Raw genomic sequence first — 19,405 nt, forward strand, 5'->3', positions numbered from 1 at the left:
TGTATCAGCGTTTCGCGGAAAAATCTATTTCATTAAATGCGTAATGCATATTCCTCCTTATATTGTGAACAATAATTGAAAAAGCAATCGGAAGGGAAATTGATCTCATGATGAAAAAATGGGTTCATTTACTTGTATTCGCCATACTCTTATCGGGCTGCAGCATGCAACAGCAAGGACCGAATTACGATGAAATGAAGAAGATGATGACGGATGCTTTGCAGACGGAAGATGGCAAAAAAGCTGTCCGGAAAATGCTGTCCGACCCCGAATTCAGGGAATTGATGGTACTCGAACAGACGGAAGTGAAAAAATCCATCGAGGATACGTTATTATCGGATAAAGGAAAGGATTTTTGGAAGCAGGCATTCGAGGACCCAAAATTCACCGAAAAAATAGCAAAAAGCATGAAAGACCAACAACAGGATATTATGTCGAAATTAATAAACGACTCTTCATTCCAAAAAGAAATGGTGGAGTTTTTCGGACAGGCTGATATGCAAAAGCAGATGGAAACGATATTGCAATCGGCAAATATGAAAAAACAGATGGAAAAATCTATTGAAGAAACGATTAACAGTCCGTTGCTCAAAGCGAAATGGCAAGAATTAATTCTAAAAGCCGGTGAAGTAGCGCCAACCGAGAAGGGTGGCGGTGGTGGCGGTGAATCCGGTGGTGGTGAAGGCGGCGGCGGTGCTGGTGGAGGCGGTGGCGGTGGTGGCGGCAAATAACCCCACTACCACTTTCATCTAAACGAAAAATCAGTGGGAGGACACCCCCCCACTGATTAACGTTTTACTTTATTTTTGTGTTTTATCGATAACTGCCTGTGCAATTTTCGTGTACGTTTGGCCAATCGGATGATCTTCCGCATAGACGGAAGGGGCAAAATCAGTCTCATTCCAATCAGGTTGCCCAAGTGGAATCTGTCCTAGAAGCTCGGTGCGTAATTCTTCCGCTAACCGGGTGCCTCCTCCTTGACCGAATACATATTCCTTTTCGTTTGTCAGTTTCGATTCAAACCATGCCATGTTTTCGATGACTCCTAAAAGTGCATGATCCGTTTGGAGAGCCATAGCCCCCGCGCGTGCCGCTACAAACGCAGCAGTCGGATGAGGCGTTGTAACTACGATTTCCTTCGATGAAGGAATCATTTGGTGGACATCAAGGGCAACGTCCCCTGTACCAGGCGGCAAGTCCAGGATGAGATAATCAAGAGGACCCCAATCCACATCACGGAAAAACTGATCGAGCACTTTCCCGAGCATCGGACCTCGCCATACGACTGGAGCATTGTCTTCCACGAAGAACCCCATGGAAATTACTTTCACTCCAAAACGCTCCACCGGAATGATCCGATCTTCGCGGATGACCGGCAACTCGGTAATACCCATCATATCCGGAACGCTGAACCCGTAAATATCCGCGTCGATCAAACCAACCTTCTTCCCGAGGCGTGCGAGTGCAACTGCCAAGTTCACAGAGACCGTCGATTTCCCGACGCCGCCTTTTCCGGATGCAATTGAAATGAATTCAATATTATTCAATGGAGACAGTAAGTCCTGAGCTTCCGCCTCCGTTGCTGTGCCGCGGAATTTTTCAAGCGTTTCAGGCGGCAGTTCCTCAAAGCGGATACCGACTGAATCTGCCCCAGCCGCTTTTATCACTTCAACAACTTTCATCTGCAAGTTCATTTGCTCCGCTGTGTTGACTTTAGCGATGGCCAATTTTACACTGACATGCTTTTTCTCCGGTTTAACCGATACGCTGACAATTCCATCGGTTTCCGTAAGGGTTCTATGTAAAAACGGATCCTTCAACTCGCCTACAACATCACGGACAATTTGTTCGTTAATCAATATGGCCACCCCTTAGAGATTTATTCATTCTTCCCTAAGTATACCATATTGCTCCTTCTTCAAAGTCTGAATTCACTTTCATTGTTTTTCGGATAAATGAAATTGAATGATTCCTTCGACAATCGCATCCGCCACTTTCCCGCGATAAGAAGGGTCCGTCAACAACGCCCGTTCCTCAGGATTCGAGATGAATCCAGTTTCTATAAGTACTGAAGGCATCGGAACCTTTTTTAATAAATACACACCTTTGATCGCCAAGGCTTCACGCTCCGTATTTTTCAGATTCTGAACGAAAGAACCTTGAATTGATTTTGCTAAAAGTTCTCCTCCAGGATGTCCTTCAGCATGATAAAACACTTGGGAACCTCGCCATCTTTGCTCTGGTATTGCATTGACATGGACGCTGAGGAACATATCAGGATCCTCTTCAATCGCAATGTTTTCACGCAGTTTTAAATCAGCCATCTTCCTTTGCCGAATCGTTCCAAACTGCTCACTTGGTGCATGCTCCGCAAGGGCGTCTCCCTCTTTCTCACGCGTCATGACAACCATTGCACCCTTCTTTTCCAGTCTCTTTTTCAACTCATGCGCAATGCTTAGTGTAATATCCCTCTCAACAACATCTCCTACTGATGCCCCTCCATCCAATCCACCATGTCCAGGGTCAATGACAATCTTCACCCCTCCAAGCTGCTCAGGCATGAAAAACCCTCTGTCCGAGGCATTCACACCGTACAGCACAACAAGAAGGGAACTTGCAAATAACAACCCGATGATAAGCCATCGTTTCAATCTCACACCGCCTTTTTCCTCCACTATACGCAGGCCTTGGCCAAGATATGAATGCTTGTATCAACAAAAGCGAAGGGCGCTTGCTTAGCTGCGACAGGCATAAGAAAAAGATACGAAGTGGCGGTCTTTGCCACGTAGTAGCTTTAACTTATGACCCGAGCAGCTAGCGCCCGGAGTCTAGACGTGAACAACAAAAAAGAAGCCGCATGGGCCTCTTTCCACATTGCTTATTCAACGTCTCCTTGCCAGTCCAACATGCCGCCGACCATATTTGTCGCGTCATATCCTTGCGCCTCTAAAAACTCTGCTGCGCGTCCGCTACGGCCGCCTGATCGACAAATGATCACATACGGCGTCGCTTGATCGAGCTCTTCCAAACGGTCCGGAACTTCCCCTAACGGAATATGGATTGCGCCGGGAATCATCCCTTGCGCTACTTCATCCTCTTCCCTTACATCGATCATATGAAGGGTTTCACCATTCTCAAGCTTCTGCTTCAGTTCTGCTGTCGTTATTTCTTTCATGTCAAAAACCTCCTAGTATTCACTTATTTCATCTTAACTACGAGCGCAGCGTAACGTCCAGCACTTTGATTGTCAATTACCGAACAAAAAGGACTGCTACAAAATCAGCAGTCCCTTTAATGAGTTTCAAGCAGAAATAATCATATCCGCGCTTCAGTTAAATTAACATTCCCGCAATGGCCGCGCTTGTCAGATTGGCAAGTGTCGCCGCAATGATTGCTCGGAATCCCATCTCCGCAATATCTTGTCTTCTAGAAGGCGCCATTCCACCTAAACCGCCAATGAGCATTGCTAGCGCTGAAAGATTGGCAAAGCCGCATAGCGCAAAGCTGATCATCGCGACGCTCTTAGGTGACAGATTGGCGATTTCAGGTGCAAAAGAAGTGTAGGCAACGAATTCGTTCAGTATGAATTTTTGCCCAATGAATGAACCGGCTTGCAATGCTTCCTCCCAAGGAACACCAATGAGGAAGGCAATTGGGAAGAAAAGATAACCTAATAGCTTCTCAAGAGTTAACGATTCAAATCCAAAGATCCCGCCAACTGCTCCAGTGATCAGGTTAATCAAATAGATGAGAGAGATAAACGCGATTAACATTGCACCTACACCAACCGCTATTTTCAATCCATCCATCGCCCCGCGAGATGCCGCATCGATGACGTTTCTGGATTCCGTGTCTTTCACCATTTGAACATCTTCAGCTGTGTTTAGCTTTTCCGTTTGAGGAACGATGATTTTCGCAAACAATAATCCCGCTGGAGCACCCATGAAAGCTGCCGACAATAGATATTCAATAGGGACACCTAACATGGCGTAACCGCCTAAAACAGCACCCGATACGCATGCCAAGCCGCCTACCATTACTGCAAACAACTCTGATCTAGTCATTTTTTCAATATAAGGTTTGACGACTAACGGGGCTTCTGTTGGACCAAGAAAGATATTGGCAGCAGCCGACATCGATTCGGTCTCACTCGTCTTGAGGGCCTTCGCCAAAAGTCCTCCAAGGATTTTCGTCAAAAATTGCATAATTCCTAAATAGTAAAGCACTGCTACTAAGGAAGCAAAGAAAATGATAATGGGCAGCACTTGAAATGCAAAGGTGAAGCCTGCACCTTCTGCCCCTAGTACTCCTCCAAACAAAAATTGAATTCCTTCATTGGATGAGTCAATCACTTTTTGGACAATTCCTGAAACGTATTCCAGAATTTTTCTTCCGAACTCCCATTTCAACACCATAAAACCAAATATAATTTGGATAGCTAAAGCACCAAAAACAGTTCTCGGATTAATGGATTTACGTGCTGTCGATAAGGCCCATGCAATCGCTAAAATACCGATGATGCCGCAAATTCCCCAGATGTATTGCATAGTATCTCTCCCGTCATGTTGAAATTTGAGTTATTGACTCGTTTATATTACTTGGAGTTTTCTCCGCTTACTTGCTTTGCCAATTCGGTAATGTAATCGAAGAAAGCGTCGCGATTCACATCATAAACAACATTTACAGGGCGCCCGTCAGGTGTTTCAACTGTACGTCCTTGACTTGGTCCATCTGGAATGACAATACTGTTTACCGTTTGTACTTTAACAAGATCTTTTTTACCGATGAAGGCAGTTGTTAACACGTCCCATAAATAGTACGTGGAATTTGTTTTGAAGTGGACAAGAGGCGGTACCATTGCATAGCTTTGACCGAGAAAATCAACCCCGATATATTTGCGATCCTTCGCCCAACGCTCACGCACATCCAACGTCAACGGTACTTGATTTGTACTTTCCAGAGCGACTAAGTCGATTTCTATGTTTGTTTTCCATACACGTGCCGCTGCTTCTGGATCCCAAAACGCATTCCATTCCGCTGTCCCATCGTGTTCAGGTTCATGAACATTTCCATCTTCACGGAAAGTGCCGCCCATCCAAACGAGTCTTTCGATTTTCTCTTCAATATCCGGAGCCTCGTCCAATGCACGGGCAAGGTCAGTAAGTGGACCTGTGAATAATAAAGTTGTCTTCTCTGGCGTATTTCGAATCGCATCGATCATATGAAGATGTGCCGGCTTTTCCGCTACAGGCGTAACAATCTTTCCGGATTCATTTAAAATTGGCAGAGCATCGACAAGGAACGCATGCATTCTCCAGTCTTTCGGGAAAGGATTCTTTCCACGGGAGTTAGATTCAGCTACATCGAGGCTGACGCCATTCCCGAAGCGATCAATGATCTTCCGGCTTGCATAAACAGCCGGCTCTAAATAACAATCGGCAGGAATGACCGATACACCTGTCAGTTCAACATTATCCATTCGAAGCAATAAGAATAATGATATAAGGTCGTCGACTCCACCGTCGTGGTTGAAATAAATAGGTTTCTTCGTCATGCTGTCCCATCCTCTACAATATATATTATTTGAATCACTCTCGATTAGTCTCCCGTTATTAGCGGGAAGCTATTCATATGCTTCTTCCGGCATCTTCTTTTCTGGATGAAATGCAAAAAAACCAGATAGATTCTACCCGGTTTACCAATTCACGAAAAACAATGGAAAGATAATGTTTCCAGTCAGTTTTTCATGTAGTCCGGTAGTTTACGGTTACCAGGTAGAAACGCTTGAGCCATATTCCCAAGCATATACATTTATTATTTAAATGAAATTATTGCACATTTTGTGAAGCTGTTTTTTCACTTTATATTTATAGCATAGAAACTTTTACATAGTCAATTAAAAACACGAATGTTATTTTATTTTGACAACTCATTCTTCGTGTTTACGCTTTCAAAGTATAGAAAGTTCCGTAAAACTAAATGCCATACTATTTAATTCCAATACATACAAACAAAAAAAACCCTTCCCGAATAATCTCGGGAAAGGGCTGTACATATTCGTAGATTAACGTTTTGAGAACTGAGGTGCACGACGCGCGCCTTTAAGACCGTATTTTTTACGTTCTTTCATGCGGGAGTCACGAGTAAGCAATCCTGCAGCTTTCAATGTACCGCGGAAGTCAGGATCTACAGTCAATAGAGCGCGTGCAACGCCGTGGCGGATTGCGCCTGCTTGACCTGTGTATCCGCCACCGTGGACGTTTACATGGATGTCATAGCTGCCAAGTGTTTGAGTAGCTACAAGTGGTTGCTTGATCACTTCACGAAGTGTTTCGAATGGTACGTAGTCTTCTACGTCACGGTTGTTGACGACAATTTTACCTTCGCCAGGTACGAGACGTACACGAGCTACTGAGCTTTTACGACGGCCAGTGCCGATATATTGTACTTGTGCCAAAAGTGTTTCCTCCTCTTAATTATCCGCGAAGCTCGTATGCTTCTGGTTTTTGTGCCGTATGTGGATGTTCCGGTCCAGCATAGACATGAAGTTTCTTGATAGTTTGACGACCTAGAGGGCCTTTTGGAAGCATCCCTTTAATCGCAAGTTCCAACATTTTAGTTGGGTAGTTTGTACGCATTTCAAGAGCAGTACGTTGTTTAAGATTACCAGTATAGCCAGAGTGGCGATAGTAGATTTTATCTTTTAATTTATTCCCAGACAATTGGATTTTCTCAGCGTTGATGATGATAACGTGATCACCTGTGTCAACGTGTGGTGTGAACGTAGGTTTGTTTTTGCCGCGCAAAATTGCTGCAACTTCAGAAGCTAGACGACCAAGCGTCTGTCCTTCAGCGTCGACAACGAGCCATTTACGCTCTACTTCGTGACCTTTAGCCATGAATGTTGTACGCATGTATTGTTTCCTCCTAAAATTATCAAATCTGTTCCGTTTTCTCTATCCCTAAACACAAATAAACTTTCCGGGGCTTATTGTGGGGTTATTGAAATACCATTTATCATCTTATATTGAAAGCAAGAATAAGTCAAGCGTTTTATTAGAAAACGCCTGGAAAAGTTGACTCGAGTCTAATACGTGACATTCATCAAGTACAAACCGTGTGCTGGCGCTGTTTTCCCTGCTTTTTTTCGGTCCTTCGCCTCAAGGATTTCCTTCATGTCCTGCGGCTCGTTCCAGCCGATGCCTACCGCAAAGAGCATACCGGCAATCGTCCGTACCATATTGTACAGAAAACCGTCGCCTTCGATCGTCATGATCAGCTCTTCGCCTCGTTGCTCAACTCTCAATTCCCGCACCGTCCGGACTTTATTCTCAGTCGCGGTCTTGGATGAACAGAAGCTCGTGAAATCGTGCGTGCCGACGATATACTTGGCAGCCTCACGCATCCTCTCGACATCCGGCCGCCACTTCCCTAAGTGAACGGCATAATTGCGTTCAAAAGGGCTTTGCACTTCGCTCGACGACCATTTGAACATATACGTTTTCCCGGTCGCAGAATAGCGTGCATGGAAGTCATCATCAACGAACTCCGTTTTGACGATCCTCACATCTTTCGGCAATAAAACATTCAGCGCCATTTGCCAACGATCGAGAGGCAGCTCCAATGGCGTGTCGAAATGGATCACTTGCCCCCATGCATGCACGCCAGCATCCGTTCGGCCACTCGCTACCGAGTAAATGGAGTTGTCTTTATGAAGCTTCACAAGCGCCTTGTCGATGACGGATTGCACCGTCCGCATATTCGGTTGGAACTGGTAACCTGCATAGCCTGTACCGTCGTAGGCGACAGTGGCCTTGACCCGTCTCATGTCAGTTCCCTCCTCTCAGCCAAAAGAGAGCAGCGACTAAAATGAGGAAGAGGATGATGACCGATGTATCACGCCAGTGCCATTGCAATTGACGATACCTCGTCCTTCCCTCGCCGCCCCGATACCCTCTCACTTCCATCGCAATGGCGAGATCCTCGGCCCGCTTGAACGCGCTGACGAAAAGAGGGACAAGGAGGGGCACTACTGCCCGAATCCGCTCTTTAATCGTTCCGCTCGTCAAATCGGAACCACGGGCAAGCTGTGCTTTCAATATCTTGTCGGTTTCATCCATCAAAGTCGGAATGAATCGAAGTGAGATCGACATCATTAATGCAAGCTCGTGGACAGGCAATTTAATACGCTTCAACGGATTCAATAGTGTCTCCATTCCATCAGTGATGGATATGGGTGACGTCGTCAACGTCAATATGGTCGTCATGAGGACGAGGACGAGGAAGCGGATGGATATATAAATCCCTTGCCTGACCCCTTCTTCGTAAATCTTGATGATCTTCCAGTCGAACAGCAGCGCGCCTTCCTTAGTGAAAATGAAGTGCATGAGCAATGTGAAAATGATGAGGAAGAGGATCGGTTTCAATCCATTGAACAGGAAATAGAGCCGAATCCGCGCGACGGCGATGACGAGCAATGTGAACGCTAATAGGAGAGCGTACGTCGCCGTATTGTTCGCTAAAAACACCGCGATGATGAAAAGAAAGACGAACAGCAGCTTCGATCTCGGATCCAGTCGATGGACGAACGAATCCCCCGGCACGTATCGGCCAAAGATCATCTTCTCCAGCATTATCGCTCACCTTCTTCCTTCAAAGCGTCAGCAATAGCGCCAGCAAGTTGCTCTTCCGTCAATGCCAAAGTTCCTAGCCGCTTGCCGAACAGCTTTTCAACATCATGCTGAAACGCCACAGAATGCGGCAGGCCGAGCCGGAAAGACTTCAGCTGCTCAGCATCCCCGAACACCTCTTCAGGCGTGCCTGCCATGACAGAACGCCCCTCATGCATGACGAGGACTTGATCGGCATATCTCGCCGCGTCTTCCATGCTGTGCGTAACGAGAATCGTCGTCAAATTCTCCTCTTTATGCAATTTATTGAAGAGCTCCATGATTTCTTTCCGCCCACGTGGATCGAGACCCGCCGTCGGTTCATCCAAAATGAGGACAGACGGCTTGAATGCAAGGACTCCCGCGATTGCAACCCGGCGCATTTGCCCTCCGGATAAATCGAATGGAGACTTCTGAGCAACGTCTTCTGGTAATCCCAACAGCTTGATCAACTCATGGGCACGCTGCCTCGCCTCCTCTTCAGGAATTCCAAAATTCAGCGGGCCGAACATGATGTCCTTCTCAACAGTTTCCTCGAAGAGCTGATGCTCGGGAAATTGGAATACGATGCCGACGTGCTTGCGAATCTTTTTCAACTCTTTCGCTTTCGTATCGGAAGTGATATCCACGTCTCCGATGCGAACTACCCCTTCAGTAGGCTTCAGAAGCCCATTCAAATGAAGGAGCAACGTCGACTTGCCCGAGCCCGTATGCCCGATGACAGCTGTATACGACCCTGATCTAATTGAAGCATTCACCTCATAAAGCGCTCTTTTTTCAAAAGGCGTGCCTTTTGCGTATGAATAGCCTACTTGTTGAAGTGAGATGTCCATAATTCATTCACCAACTCTTCTTCCGTCATATGTTCCCCTTGTATCGCAATTCCTGCCTGGCGAAGGGAGCGCGACAACCTTGCTGCAAAAGGCAAATCCAGTCCGATTGCCTCCAGCTTGTCTCCATGCGCAAAAATTTCCTCCGGCTTGCCGGTCATCATTAACTTCCCATCATTCATCACAATGACCCTATCCGCCAACAGCACTTCCTCGAGATCATGTGTAATGGAAATGACCGTGAGTCCGGTCGCCCGCTTCAGTTCATCGACAACATGAATCACTTCATCGCGACCTTGCGGATCTAGCATGGAAGTCGCCTCATCCAAAATGAGCAGCTTCGGGCGCATGGCAAGCGCTCCGGCAATTGCCACACGCTGTTTTTGTCCGCCGGATAGATGATGAGGCTCATGATCCAGAAATCCTTCCATTTTCACTTGCGCAAGTGATTCGTGGACACGTGGCACCATCTCCTCGAAAGGAATGCCGTTGTTCTCCAAAGCGAACGCGACATCATCCTGGACGGTCGAGCCGACGAATTGATTGTCCGGATTTTGAAAGACGATCCCGATATCTGAACGGATTTCCCACAGGTTGTCTACGTTCAGTTCCTCCAGAAACACCTTCACTTTGCCTTCTTCTGGAAATAACAGACCGATCATCAGTTTCGCCAACGTTGATTTGCCAGATCCGTTATGACCGACGATAGCAATCCACTCACCATCCCGCACAGTAAAGCTGACATCGTCAACCGCTCTGCGCGTTTCGCCGTCTTCCGACTCGTACGAATAGGACACGTGATCCAACGACAAAATTTCCTTCACATCTTTCACCTCCGGCATTTTTTCGATTATGTATGAAACAACTGAATACTACAATTTTTTCTCGATATAAATAAAAAAAGCGCGCACCTCATCCGAAGAAATGCGCTCCATTCTATTCTGATACCGGGTGCTCAATCCGGATCAGCGGATGAGATGCGTAGAGCTAGACCGAACGGCTGAACCGTCGATCGTAACACTCCAGCTTTTAATATTGTCGTATAAATCATTTAAATAAGAAAAGGGCGTGGCTGTGCGTATGCCAGACACACCCTCGGTTGTTGGTTTTAATTAAACTAGTTCAATAACTACAACAGGTGCTCCGTCTCCGCGACGAGGTCCCATTTTCATAATACGAGTGTAGCCGCCTTGGCGATCTGCGTAGCGTGGTGCAACGTTATCGAACAATTTTTGAAGTGCAAAGATCTCTTTCTCATTGCCTTCTTCGTCCTCAGTTGTCACCAACTCACGACGAATGAATTGTGCCGCTTGACGACGTGCATGCAAGTCACCGCGTTTACCAAGCGTAATCATCTTTTCAACGACTGAACGCAATTCTTTCGCACGCGCTTCTGTTGTTTGGATGCGCTCATGCACGATTAGGTCTGTCGCCAAGTCGCGAAGCATTGCTTTACGTTGTGAACTTGTACGTCCAAGTTTTCTGTAACCCATAGAAGTTTCCCTCCCTCAATCTAGTTGATTAATCTTCCGAGCGTAACCCGAGGTTCAACTCGTCCAATTTCGCCTTCACTTCTTCAAGTGATTTACGGCCAAGGTTGCGCACTTTCATCATTTCTTCCTCGGACTTGTTAGCAAGTTCAAGAACAGTATTGATGCCTGCGCGTTTCAGGCAGTTATAAGATCGAACAGATAGATCAAGCTCTTCGATAGTCATCTCAAGCACTTTTTCTTTCTGGTCTTCCTCTTTTTCCACCATAATTTCAGCAGTTTGTGCTTCGTCAGTCATTCCGACGAAAATATTCAAATGCTCCGTCAGGATTTTTGCTCCGAGCGAAACAGCTTCTTTCGGACCGATGCTGCCATCTGTCCAAATGTCAAAGGTCAACTTATCAAAGTTAGTGCTTTGACCTACACGAGTATTCTCGACTTGGAAATTGACGCGTGAAACTGGAGTGTAAATAGAGTCGATCGGAATAACACCAATCGCAAGATCCTCACGTTTGTTTTGATCGGAAGGTGCATACCCACGGCCACGAACAGCATACATCCGCATACGCAAATGACCGTTCTTGCCTAGTGTAGCGATTTGAAGATCCGGATTTAGCACTTCGACATCACTGTCATGGGTAATATCAGCAGCAGTGACCGTCCCTTCGCCTTTCACATCTATTTCAATCACTTTCTCATCGTCTGAATAGATTTTGAGAGCAAGTTTCTTCACATTCAAAATAATTGTTGCAACGTCTTCAACGACACCTTCAATTGTAGAGAATTCATGAAGAACTCCGTCGATCTGGATAGATGTCACGGCAGCTCCTGGCAATGAGGAAAGAAGCACGCGGCGCAAGGAATTCCCTAAAGTGTTTCCGTATCCACGTTCCAATGGTTCAATAATAAATTTACCGAACTTGGAATCTTCGCTGATCATAACTGTTTCAATCTTCGGTTTTTCAATCTCGATCATTCATTTACCCTCCTTCAAAACGTCTAGTATATAGGCCGTTCCATATTGAAATCGATTATCAAAAGAAATCAAAATGCAATCACACAATTTAGTTTTACCAAAAATTGTGCTTTTCAATCAAATGGAGAACAAACCATTATACACGACGACGTTTCGGCGGGCGGCATCCGTTATGTGGAACCGGAGTTACGTCTCTGATTGCAGTTACTTCTAGACCTGCAGCTTGTAGTGAACGGATTGCAGCTTCACGACCAGCACCCGGTCCTTTAACAGTAACCTCCAAAGACTTCAAGCCGTGCTCCATAGCAGTTTTGGCAGCTGTTTCAGCAGCCATTTGTGCAGCAAACGGAGTTGATTTACGGGAACCTCTGAATCCTAATGCACCAGCACTGGACCAAGATAGGGCATTCCCATGACTATCAGTGATCGTTACGATTGTATTGTTGAACGTCGAACGGATATGTGCAATACCAGTTTCAATATTCTTTTTCACACGACGTTTACGAGTTTGTTGTTTACGTGCCATGTCTACGAAAAACCTCCTTTACCTATTATTTCTTCTTGTTAGCAACTGTCCGTTTAGGACCTTTACGTGTACGTGCGTTGTTTTTCGTGTTTTGTCCACGAACAGGTAATCCACGACGGTGACGGATTCCACGGAAGCTACCGATTTCCATCAAACGTTTGATGTTAAGGGAAGTTTCACGACGAAGGTCCCCTTCAACTTTCAAGCTGTCGATTTGTTCACGGATTTTATCAAGCTCTGCATCAGTAAGATCACGGACGCGTGTTTCCTCAGAAACGCCTGCAGCCGCCAATACTTTTTGTGCAGTTGTTTTACCAATTCCAAAAATGTATGTCAATGAAATGACTACGCGCTTATCGCGTGGTACGTCTACTCCAGCAATACGTGCCATATAGATTGTGCACCTCCCTTTGTATTAGCCTTGTCTTTGTTTATGTTTTGGATTTTCACAGATTACCATTACTCGGCCGCGTCTGCGAATAACTTTACATTTTTCGCAGATCGGTTTTACAGATGGTCTTACTTTCATCTTACCCAACCTCCTTCAATATTCCGGAGTTGCAAAAGTTTCATTTGAAACGGTATGTGATACGACCGCGTGTCAAATCATAAGGTGAGAGTTCCATCGTCACTTTGTCGCCAGGCAGGATACGGATAAAGTGCATGCGAATCTTGCCTGAAACATGTGCAAGAATCGTATGACCATTTTCCAATTCCACCTTGAACATCGCGTTCGGCAACGTTTCGACTACGGTACCTTCAACTTCAATTACGTCGTCCTTCGCCATCAATCCTGTCTCCCTTCTATATCCAATAAAGGTCTTAACCATCGAGCGGCAGCAGTCGCCTTCAAAGCTTCCTTCAACATATGTCCGGATTGCATGAGTGATGTTCGAAAGACGTCTGTCACACTTCGTTTCCCGTTAGTCAGTCCCCGACTTTTGTTGTGGAAAATCGCATCGGAAAAGACACTAACGACAGGATTGCCGTTGGTGTGCTCCATCCTTGCTACACAGTTTCGAACATCTATTACATTATACCCACCCCGGTGGGCATTTGCATTTATGACGTCCCAAAACCGTGCCGCCAATGGATTATCACCAGTTCCTATACCGGGCACCATATGCTTTTGCAGCTCGTTAATCATACGCTCTTTCCGTGCAACAGTGCGATGCTGCCCACAATATGGCGTGCATGAATTGCGTCCGGAAAGGATCACTGTCCACTCTCTTGCAAGATAGCGTCCAGATCTTTGAAAACATCATTGATGTCTTTTTGTCCATCTATGTTCGTCAACACGCCTTTGTCGTCGTAGAACGCCAATAGCGGTGCTGTTTGATTCATATTTACTTCCAGACGGTTCGTGACGGTTTCCGGATTGTCATCCGCTCGCTGATAAAGTTCCCCGCCATCCTTATCACATTTGCCTTCAACCTTTGGCGGGTTGAATTGCAAATGGTAGGATGTGCCGCATACTTTGCAAATTCTGCGACCGGTCAATCTTGCGATAAGTTCATCTTTCTCCACTTTGATGTTGAGCACATGCTCAATCTTCCGGCCCATATCCAAAAGCAACGCATCCAATGCTTCTGCTTGAGGAACTGTGCGTGGAAAACCATCAAGTAGGAATCCTTTATCGCAATCGGATTTGCTCAATCGTTCACGTACGATGCCGATTGTCACTTCATCAGGAACAAGGGCACCTTGATCCATGAACGATTTTGCTTTGACTCCAAGTTCCGTGCCTTCCTGAATAGCAGCACGGAACATATCGCCTGTAGAAATATGAGGGATTTCGTACTTTTCGACAATTTTATCTGCTTGCGTACCTTTTCCGGCACCGGGCAGACCCATTAATACGATGTTCATACGTTTTGCCCTCCATCGTTATTCACAACAGTGTTACCCAAGGGTCACGCCTGTTAAGAATATTATTTCATGAACCCTTTGTAATGCCTTTTCACAAGTTGTGATTCAAGCTGTTTCATCGTTTCAAGTGCAACCCCGACGACGATGAGCAAGCTCGTTCCTCCAATTTGAGCGGACTGTGGAAGGTTCGCAAAATTGATGAAGAAAATCGGCATGATTGCTACGACGGCAAGGAAAATCGAACCGACGAATGTCAATCTGTACAAAGTGCTCGTTAAATAGTTTTGCGTGTTTTGTCCTGGACGGATGCCCGGGATATACGCGCCTTGCTTTTTCAGATTATCTGCCATATTTTCCGGATTCACCTGGATGAATGCGTAGAAATATGTGAAAGCAAGTATCAGTGCTACATAAATGATCATTCCGACCGGTTGATTGTAGTCAAACGTCCGTGTAATGAACTTTGTTACACTATTATCACCGAAAAATGCACTCAATTGCTGAGGTGTGATGAAAAACGCCACAGCAAAGATTACTGGGATAACCCCTGCAGCATTCAATTTCAACGGTAAGTGCGTTTGTTGACCAGCCGTAGTCTGTTGACGGCCTGTCATACGTTTTGCGTACTGAATCGGAATTTTACGGAGTGCTTCCTGTACATAAACAACTCCGACGATGATCGCGATAATAACGATCAACAGCAATGCCATCGTAGCAAGACGAATGAACAAAGCATCTCCCGCATCTTGAATTTGTGTTGCATAGAGTTGGTTCACTGCGCTTGGAATAGCTGCGACGATACCTGCGAAGATGATAATGGAAATACCATTACCGACTCCTTTTGCAGTGATCTGCTCACCTAGCCAAAGCAGGAACGAAGTACCCGCAGTCAAGACAATCGCAATCATCACATAAGTGGAAATCCCTTCATCCACAATCAGCGTGCCGCCAAACATTTGGTTGAAGCCGAATGACATGGCGATCGCTTGAATAAAGGCGAGGACGACTGTGAAATATCTTGTGAATTGTGCAAGCTTCCGTCTTCCGACGTCCCCTTGCTTTGCCCATTCAGTGAATTTCGGAACGACATCCATCTGCAATAATTGCACGATGATGGAAGCGGTGATGTATGGCATGATTCCCATAGCAAAGATAGAGAACTGCGACAACGCTCCACCGCCGAATATGTTTAGAAATCCAATGAATTGGTTGTTTGATTGTTGCAAAGCTGTTGCATCAACGTTCGGGACCGGGACAAACGTACCTAGTCTGAATACGATGAGCACTAATAGTGTGAAAATGATTTTAGACCTGATATCTCTAACGCGCATAAAGTTGGAGATTGTCTGAAACATTAAATCACCTCTGCTTGCCCGCCCGCTTTCTCGATCGCTTCTTTAGCAGAAGCAGAGAATTTATGAGCTTTGACAGTAATCTTTTTCTCAAGAGTCCCATTTCCAAGAATCTTAATTCCTGATTTTTCATTGCTCACGATTCCAGTTTCAATTAGCAATTCAGGCGTAACTTCAGTACCTTCGTCAAAACGGTTCAGTACGTCCAAATTCACGATTGCATATTCTTTACGATTAATGTTCGTAAATCCACGCTTCGGAAGTCGTTGGAAAAGTGGAATTTGACCACCCTCGAATCCTAGACGGACACCGCCGCCGGAACGAGCATTTTGACCTTTATGACCTTTACCGGAAGTTTTACCTGTACCGGAACCGATTCCACGACCAATGCGTTTACGTGCTTTACGTGCGCCTTCAGCTGGCTTCATATCGTGTAATTTCATCTTATCGGCACCTCCTTATTTCGAAAATGTGCATTAAATTTCTTTAACAGTGACTAAGTGGCTAACCTTGTTGATCATGCCACGAATTGCTACATTGTCTTGATGTTCAACCGTCTGATTCAACTTACGCAGACCGAGAGCTTCAACTGTTTTACGTTGTGCCGGCTTAGAGCCGATTACACTTTTCGTAAGGGTGATTTCAAGTTTGTTTGCCATAGTGTTTCCCCCCTTAACCTAACAGTTCTTCTACGGATTTGCCGCGCAACTTAGCAACCTCTTCAGCGCGTTTCAAATTCTTCAACCCTTCAATTGTTGCACGTACCATGTTGATCGGCGTGCTAGATCCTAGGGATTTTGAAAGGATATCCGTGATTCCTGCAAGTTCAAGTACCGCACGGACAGGTCCTCCGGCGATTACTCCTGTACCAGGTGCTGCCGGTTTGATAAGGATTTGGCCTGCACCGAAACGTCCAATAATTTCGTGCGGAGTCGTTCCTTTAACCATTGGCACTTCGATCAAGTTCTTTTTCGCATCTTCGATAGCTTTACGGATTGCATCTGGAACTTCTTGCGCTTTCCCAGTTCCGAAACCGACGCGACCGTTTTTGTCTCCGACAACGACAAGTGCTGTGAAGCGGAAACGACGTCCACCCTTAACCACTTTCGCTACGCGGTTGATCGTTACTACGCGTTCTTCGAATTCACTTCTATTCTGATCATTACGACGCATGAAATATGTCCCTCCTTCTTAATTAAAATTCCAGTCCATTTTCGCGTGCTGCGTCTGCAAGAGCTTTCACACGGCCGTGGAATAGGTATCCGCCACGGTCGAAAACAACCGATTTGACATCCTTTTCAACGGCTTTCTTCGCGATCATCTCGCCGACTTTAGCTGCTGCTTCGGCATTCGCCTTAGAGTCCAATTCGAACCCTTTATCCATAGTGGAAGCACTAGCAATCGTAACGCCATTCACATCATCGATTAGTTGTGCATAGATATGTTTGTTTGAACGATAAACATTCAAGCGTGGACGCGCTGGAGATCCGCTGATTTTCGTACGAACACGTGCATGACGTTTCTTGCGGACAGCGTTCTTATCTTGTTTCGTGATCATCGTGGTCACTCCTTCCGAATGCCTTTACGCGGCATTATTTACCTGTTTTTCCTTCTTTACGACGGATTTGTTCGCCTTCGTACTTGATACCTTTTCCTTTATACGGTTCAGGTGGACGTACTTGACGAATGTTCGACGCCAAAGCACCGACGCGCTCTTTGTTGATACCGCGAACGACGATTTTCGTATTTGCAGGAACTTCAACTTCGACTCCTTCTTCCGGTGTGAATTCAACCGGGTGGGAGTATCCTACGTTCAATACTAGTTTCTTGCCTTGTAGTTGAGCACGGTACCCAACCCCGACAAGTTCAAGTGTACGTTCAAAACCTTTAGATACACCAGTTACCATGTTGTCCAGAAGGGAACGAGTTGTTCCGTGGATGGAGCGGTGTTCTTTAGAGTCAGAAGGACGAGTCAAAGTGATGACGTTGCCTTCTTGCTCGATTTTAATATCAGTGTTAAATGTATTTGTAAGTTCGCCTTTAGGGCCTTTAACAGTGACAACGTTGTTATCAGCGATAGTAACTGTCACGTTTTCAGGAACCTCGATCGGACGTTTACCAATTCGGGACATTCTATTGCACCTCCATTCAATTGTTACAGATTACCAAACGTAAGCTACGACTTCTCCGCCTACTTGTTTTGCACGAGCTTCCTTATCAGTAAGGAGACCGTTTGACGTGGATACAAGGGCGATACCAAGGCCATTCAAAACTTTAGGTACTTCATTTGTTTTTGCGTAAACACGAAGACCAGGTTTTGAGATACGTTTAAGACCAGTGATAACACGCTCGTTGTTTTGACCATATTTAAGGAAAATGCGGATAATACCTTGTTTGCTATCTTCCACATATTCAACATCGCGGACGAAACCTTCACGTTTCAAGATTTCAGCGATTTCTCTTTTCATATTTGAAGCAGGTACCTCAAGCTTCTCGTGACGAACCATGTTCGCGTTACGGATGCGTGTAAGCATATCTGCGATCGGATCACTCATTGTCATTCCATTAACCTCCTTCCCAAGTTAGGGGATTACCAACTAGCTTTTTTAACGCCAGGAATTTGTCCCTTATATGCAAGTTCTCGGAAACAAATACGGCAAAGTTTAAATTTACGATATACGGAGTGCGGGCGACCACAGCGCTCGCAACGTGTATATTCTTGTACCTTGAACTTTGGCGTACGTTTCTGTTTAACGATCATTGATTTCTTAGCCACGTTTTCGCCTCCCTCTAGTTTACTTTTGGAACGGCATGCCGAACTGCGTTAGCAACTCGCGTGCTTCTTCATCGGAGTTAGCAGTCGTAACGATGACGATATCCATTCCTCGTACTTTAGATACTTTATCGTAGTCAATTTCAGGGAAAATTAGCTGTTCTTTCACACCGAGTGTGTAGTTCCCGCGACCGTCGAATGATTTCTTTGAAACACCACGGAAGTCACGGACACGTGGAAGTGAAACTGAGATCAGCTTGTCCAGGAATTCATACATGCGTTCGCCGCGTAGTGTCACCTTCGCTCCGATCGGCATTCCTTCACGAAGACGGAATCCAGCGATTGACTTTTTCGCTTTAGTTACAACTGGCTTCTGACCAGAAATGATCGTTAGATCTTCGACCGCTGCATCTAGCGCTTTAGTGTTTTGAACAGCATCACCAACACCCATGTTGATGACGATTTTCTCCACTTTTGGTACTTGCATTACAGAACTATATTCAAACTTGCTCATGAGAGCAGGTGTGATTTCTTTCGAAAATTTTTCTTTTAATCGGCTCATCAGTTGGACCTCCTTTCATCCATTACTCATTTGTCCAGCGCTTCACCGGATTTTTTAGCAATACGAATCTTTTCGCCATTTTCGAATTTGTATCCTACGCGAGTAGGCTCGCCTGTTATAGGATCGATTGGCATGACGTTGGATACATGGATAGCTGCCTCTTGGCTGACGATTCCGCCTTGAGGATTTGCTTGGTTCGGCTTTGTATGTTTCTTAACAATGTTTACGCCTTCCACAAGCACGCGATCCTTCTTAGGGAAAGCAGCTAAGATTACTCCGGTCTTACCTTTATCTTTTCCGGTGATGACCATAACTTTATCGCCTTTTTTAACGTGCATTTCATCGCACCTCCTTGATT

Annotated in this window: 30 protein-coding genes and 1 riboswitch; of the genes, 1 reads left to right on the forward strand and 29 read right to left on the reverse strand. The window is 45.6% G+C overall.

Annotated features, from left to right (window positions below; translation table 11 throughout):
* Positions 1-107: 107 nt before the first annotated feature.
* Positions 108-731, forward strand: a complete 624-nt coding sequence (gerD, locus tag NIT04_RS16895) for a spore germination lipoprotein GerD (protein WP_371922566.1) — start codon at positions 108-110, stop codon at positions 729-731.
* Positions 732-800: 69 nt separating this feature from the next.
* Here gerD and NIT04_RS16900 read toward each other — a convergent pair whose 3' ends face one another.
* The 29 genes from NIT04_RS16900 to rplX all read right to left on the reverse strand — a co-directional run bounded on the left by NIT04_RS16900 (position 801) and on the right by rplX (position 19,385).
* The gene (locus tag NIT04_RS16900) at positions 801-1,859 is read right to left on the reverse strand and encodes an Mrp/NBP35 family ATP-binding protein (protein ID WP_252504689.1); all 1,059 of its coding nucleotides are present in this window, start codon (positions 1,857-1,859) and stop codon (positions 801-803) included.
* A 78-nt stretch (positions 1,860-1,937) separates the two neighbouring features.
* Positions 1,938-2,651, reverse strand: a complete 714-nt coding sequence (locus NIT04_RS16905; RefSeq protein WP_252504690.1) for an N-acetylmuramoyl-L-alanine amidase — start codon at positions 2,649-2,651, stop codon at positions 1,938-1,940.
* 227 nt (positions 2,652-2,878) lie between these two features.
* Positions 2,879-3,175: a rhodanese-like domain-containing protein gene (locus tag NIT04_RS16910; RefSeq protein ID WP_252504691.1), complete on the reverse strand. Its 297-nt coding sequence runs from the start codon at positions 3,173-3,175 to the stop codon at positions 2,879-2,881.
* Positions 3,176-3,332: 157 nt separating this feature from the next.
* Complete coding sequence (locus tag NIT04_RS16915; protein WP_252504692.1) at positions 3,333-4,547, reverse strand: NupC/NupG family nucleoside CNT transporter; 1,215 nt, start codon at positions 4,545-4,547, stop codon at positions 3,333-3,335.
* A gap of 47 nt (positions 4,548-4,594) precedes the next feature.
* Positions 4,595-5,554: a nucleoside hydrolase gene (locus NIT04_RS16920; RefSeq protein ID WP_252504693.1), complete on the reverse strand. Its 960-nt coding sequence runs from the start codon at positions 5,552-5,554 to the stop codon at positions 4,595-4,597.
* 175 nt (positions 5,555-5,729) lie between these two features.
* Positions 5,730-5,831, reverse strand: a riboswitch (purine riboswitch).
* Between the two features lie 233 nt (positions 5,832-6,064).
* Positions 6,065-6,457 (reverse strand): 30S ribosomal protein S9, encoded by a 393-nt coding sequence (gene rpsI, locus NIT04_RS16925; protein ID WP_147057408.1) that lies wholly within the window; start codon positions 6,455-6,457, stop codon positions 6,065-6,067.
* A gap of 19 nt (positions 6,458-6,476) precedes the next feature.
* Positions 6,477-6,914 carry a 50S ribosomal protein L13 gene (rplM, locus tag NIT04_RS16930; protein ID WP_252504694.1) on the reverse strand — a complete coding sequence of 146 codons (438 nt, stop codon included), beginning with the start codon at positions 6,912-6,914 and terminating at the stop codon, positions 6,477-6,479.
* Between the two features lie 173 nt (positions 6,915-7,087).
* Positions 7,088-7,828 carry a tRNA pseudouridine(38-40) synthase TruA gene (truA, locus tag NIT04_RS16935; protein ID WP_252504695.1) on the reverse strand — a complete coding sequence of 247 codons (741 nt, stop codon included), beginning with the start codon at positions 7,826-7,828 and terminating at the stop codon, positions 7,088-7,090.
* A gap of 1 nt (position 7,829) precedes the next feature.
* Entirely contained in the window at positions 7,830-8,633 is an 804-nt protein-coding gene (locus tag NIT04_RS16940; RefSeq protein ID WP_252504696.1) for an energy-coupling factor transporter transmembrane protein EcfT, read from the reverse strand.
* Entirely contained in the window at positions 8,633-9,502 is an 870-nt protein-coding gene (locus tag NIT04_RS16945) for an energy-coupling factor ABC transporter ATP-binding protein (RefSeq protein WP_252504697.1), read from the reverse strand. The genes NIT04_RS16940 and NIT04_RS16945 overlap by 1 nt, the downstream gene beginning before the upstream one ends.
* Positions 9,478-10,323: an energy-coupling factor ABC transporter ATP-binding protein gene (locus NIT04_RS16950; RefSeq protein ID WP_252504698.1), complete on the reverse strand. Its 846-nt coding sequence runs from the start codon at positions 10,321-10,323 to the stop codon at positions 9,478-9,480. Before NIT04_RS16950 ends, NIT04_RS16945 begins: the two co-directional genes overlap by 25 nt.
* Positions 10,324-10,611: 288 nt before the next feature.
* Complete coding sequence (gene rplQ / locus NIT04_RS16955) at positions 10,612-10,992, reverse strand: 50S ribosomal protein L17 (RefSeq protein WP_252504699.1); 381 nt, start codon at positions 10,990-10,992, stop codon at positions 10,612-10,614.
* A gap of 28 nt (positions 10,993-11,020) precedes the next feature.
* Entirely contained in the window at positions 11,021-11,965 is a 945-nt protein-coding gene (locus NIT04_RS16960; protein ID WP_252504700.1) for a DNA-directed RNA polymerase subunit alpha, read from the reverse strand.
* A 136-nt stretch (positions 11,966-12,101) separates the two neighbouring features.
* Positions 12,102-12,491: a 30S ribosomal protein S11 gene (gene rpsK, locus NIT04_RS16965; protein ID WP_009499031.1), complete on the reverse strand. Its 390-nt coding sequence runs from the start codon at positions 12,489-12,491 to the stop codon at positions 12,102-12,104.
* 25 nt (positions 12,492-12,516) lie between these two features.
* The gene (gene rpsM / locus NIT04_RS16970; protein ID WP_252504701.1) at positions 12,517-12,882 is read right to left on the reverse strand and encodes a 30S ribosomal protein S13; all 366 of its coding nucleotides are present in this window, start codon (positions 12,880-12,882) and stop codon (positions 12,517-12,519) included.
* Positions 12,883-12,906: 24 nt separating this feature from the next.
* Positions 12,907-13,020, reverse strand: a complete 114-nt coding sequence (rpmJ, locus tag NIT04_RS16975) for a 50S ribosomal protein L36 (protein WP_076758849.1) — start codon at positions 13,018-13,020, stop codon at positions 12,907-12,909.
* A gap of 40 nt (positions 13,021-13,060) precedes the next feature.
* Entirely contained in the window at positions 13,061-13,279 is a 219-nt protein-coding gene (infA, locus tag NIT04_RS16980) for a translation initiation factor IF-1 (protein WP_060203457.1), read from the reverse strand.
* Entirely contained in the window at positions 13,279-13,710 is a 432-nt protein-coding gene (locus NIT04_RS16985; protein ID WP_252504702.1) for a hypothetical protein, read from the reverse strand. Before NIT04_RS16985 ends, infA begins: the two co-directional genes overlap by 1 nt.
* Positions 13,707-14,360 carry an adenylate kinase gene (locus NIT04_RS16990; RefSeq protein WP_252504703.1) on the reverse strand — a complete coding sequence of 218 codons (654 nt, stop codon included), beginning with the start codon at positions 14,358-14,360 and terminating at the stop codon, positions 13,707-13,709. The genes NIT04_RS16985 and NIT04_RS16990 overlap by 4 nt, the downstream gene beginning before the upstream one ends.
* Positions 14,361-14,422: 62 nt before the next feature.
* The gene (gene secY / locus NIT04_RS16995; protein WP_252504704.1) at positions 14,423-15,715 is read right to left on the reverse strand and encodes a preprotein translocase subunit SecY; all 1,293 of its coding nucleotides are present in this window, start codon (positions 15,713-15,715) and stop codon (positions 14,423-14,425) included.
* Entirely contained in the window at positions 15,715-16,155 is a 441-nt protein-coding gene (rplO, locus tag NIT04_RS17000; RefSeq protein ID WP_060203448.1) for a 50S ribosomal protein L15, read from the reverse strand. Before rplO ends, secY begins: the two co-directional genes overlap by 1 nt.
* A gap of 33 nt (positions 16,156-16,188) precedes the next feature.
* Positions 16,189-16,371 carry a 50S ribosomal protein L30 gene (rpmD, locus tag NIT04_RS17005; RefSeq protein ID WP_252504705.1) on the reverse strand — a complete coding sequence of 61 codons (183 nt, stop codon included), beginning with the start codon at positions 16,369-16,371 and terminating at the stop codon, positions 16,189-16,191.
* 13 nt (positions 16,372-16,384) lie between these two features.
* Positions 16,385-16,885 (reverse strand): 30S ribosomal protein S5, encoded by a 501-nt coding sequence (gene rpsE / locus NIT04_RS17010; RefSeq protein ID WP_060203444.1) that lies wholly within the window; start codon positions 16,883-16,885, stop codon positions 16,385-16,387.
* A 22-nt stretch (positions 16,886-16,907) separates the two neighbouring features.
* Entirely contained in the window at positions 16,908-17,270 is a 363-nt protein-coding gene (gene rplR, locus NIT04_RS17015) for a 50S ribosomal protein L18 (protein WP_252504706.1), read from the reverse strand.
* A gap of 34 nt (positions 17,271-17,304) precedes the next feature.
* On the reverse strand, positions 17,305-17,844 hold the full coding sequence (gene rplF / locus NIT04_RS17020; RefSeq protein ID WP_252504707.1) for a 50S ribosomal protein L6: 540 nt from the start codon (positions 17,842-17,844) through the stop codon (positions 17,305-17,307).
* 30 nt (positions 17,845-17,874) lie between these two features.
* Positions 17,875-18,273, reverse strand: coding sequence for a 30S ribosomal protein S8 (gene rpsH, locus NIT04_RS17025; protein WP_060203437.1), 399 nt, complete (start codon positions 18,271-18,273; stop codon positions 17,875-17,877).
* A 29-nt stretch (positions 18,274-18,302) separates the two neighbouring features.
* Positions 18,303-18,488, reverse strand: coding sequence for a 30S ribosomal protein S14 (gene rpsN, locus NIT04_RS17030; protein WP_066366377.1), 186 nt, complete (start codon positions 18,486-18,488; stop codon positions 18,303-18,305).
* A gap of 19 nt (positions 18,489-18,507) precedes the next feature.
* Positions 18,508-19,047, reverse strand: coding sequence for a 50S ribosomal protein L5 (rplE, locus tag NIT04_RS17035; protein WP_252504708.1), 540 nt, complete (start codon positions 19,045-19,047; stop codon positions 18,508-18,510).
* Positions 19,048-19,073: 26 nt separating this feature from the next.
* Complete coding sequence (gene rplX, locus NIT04_RS17040; protein WP_252504709.1) at positions 19,074-19,385, reverse strand: 50S ribosomal protein L24; 312 nt, start codon at positions 19,383-19,385, stop codon at positions 19,074-19,076.
* Between the last annotated feature and the right edge of the window lie 20 nt (positions 19,386-19,405).

Origin of the sequence: Sporosarcina sp. Marseille-Q4943, from assembly GCF_943736995.1 — a bacterium.
Lineage (GTDB): Bacteria > Bacillota > Bacilli > Bacillales_A > Planococcaceae > Sporosarcina.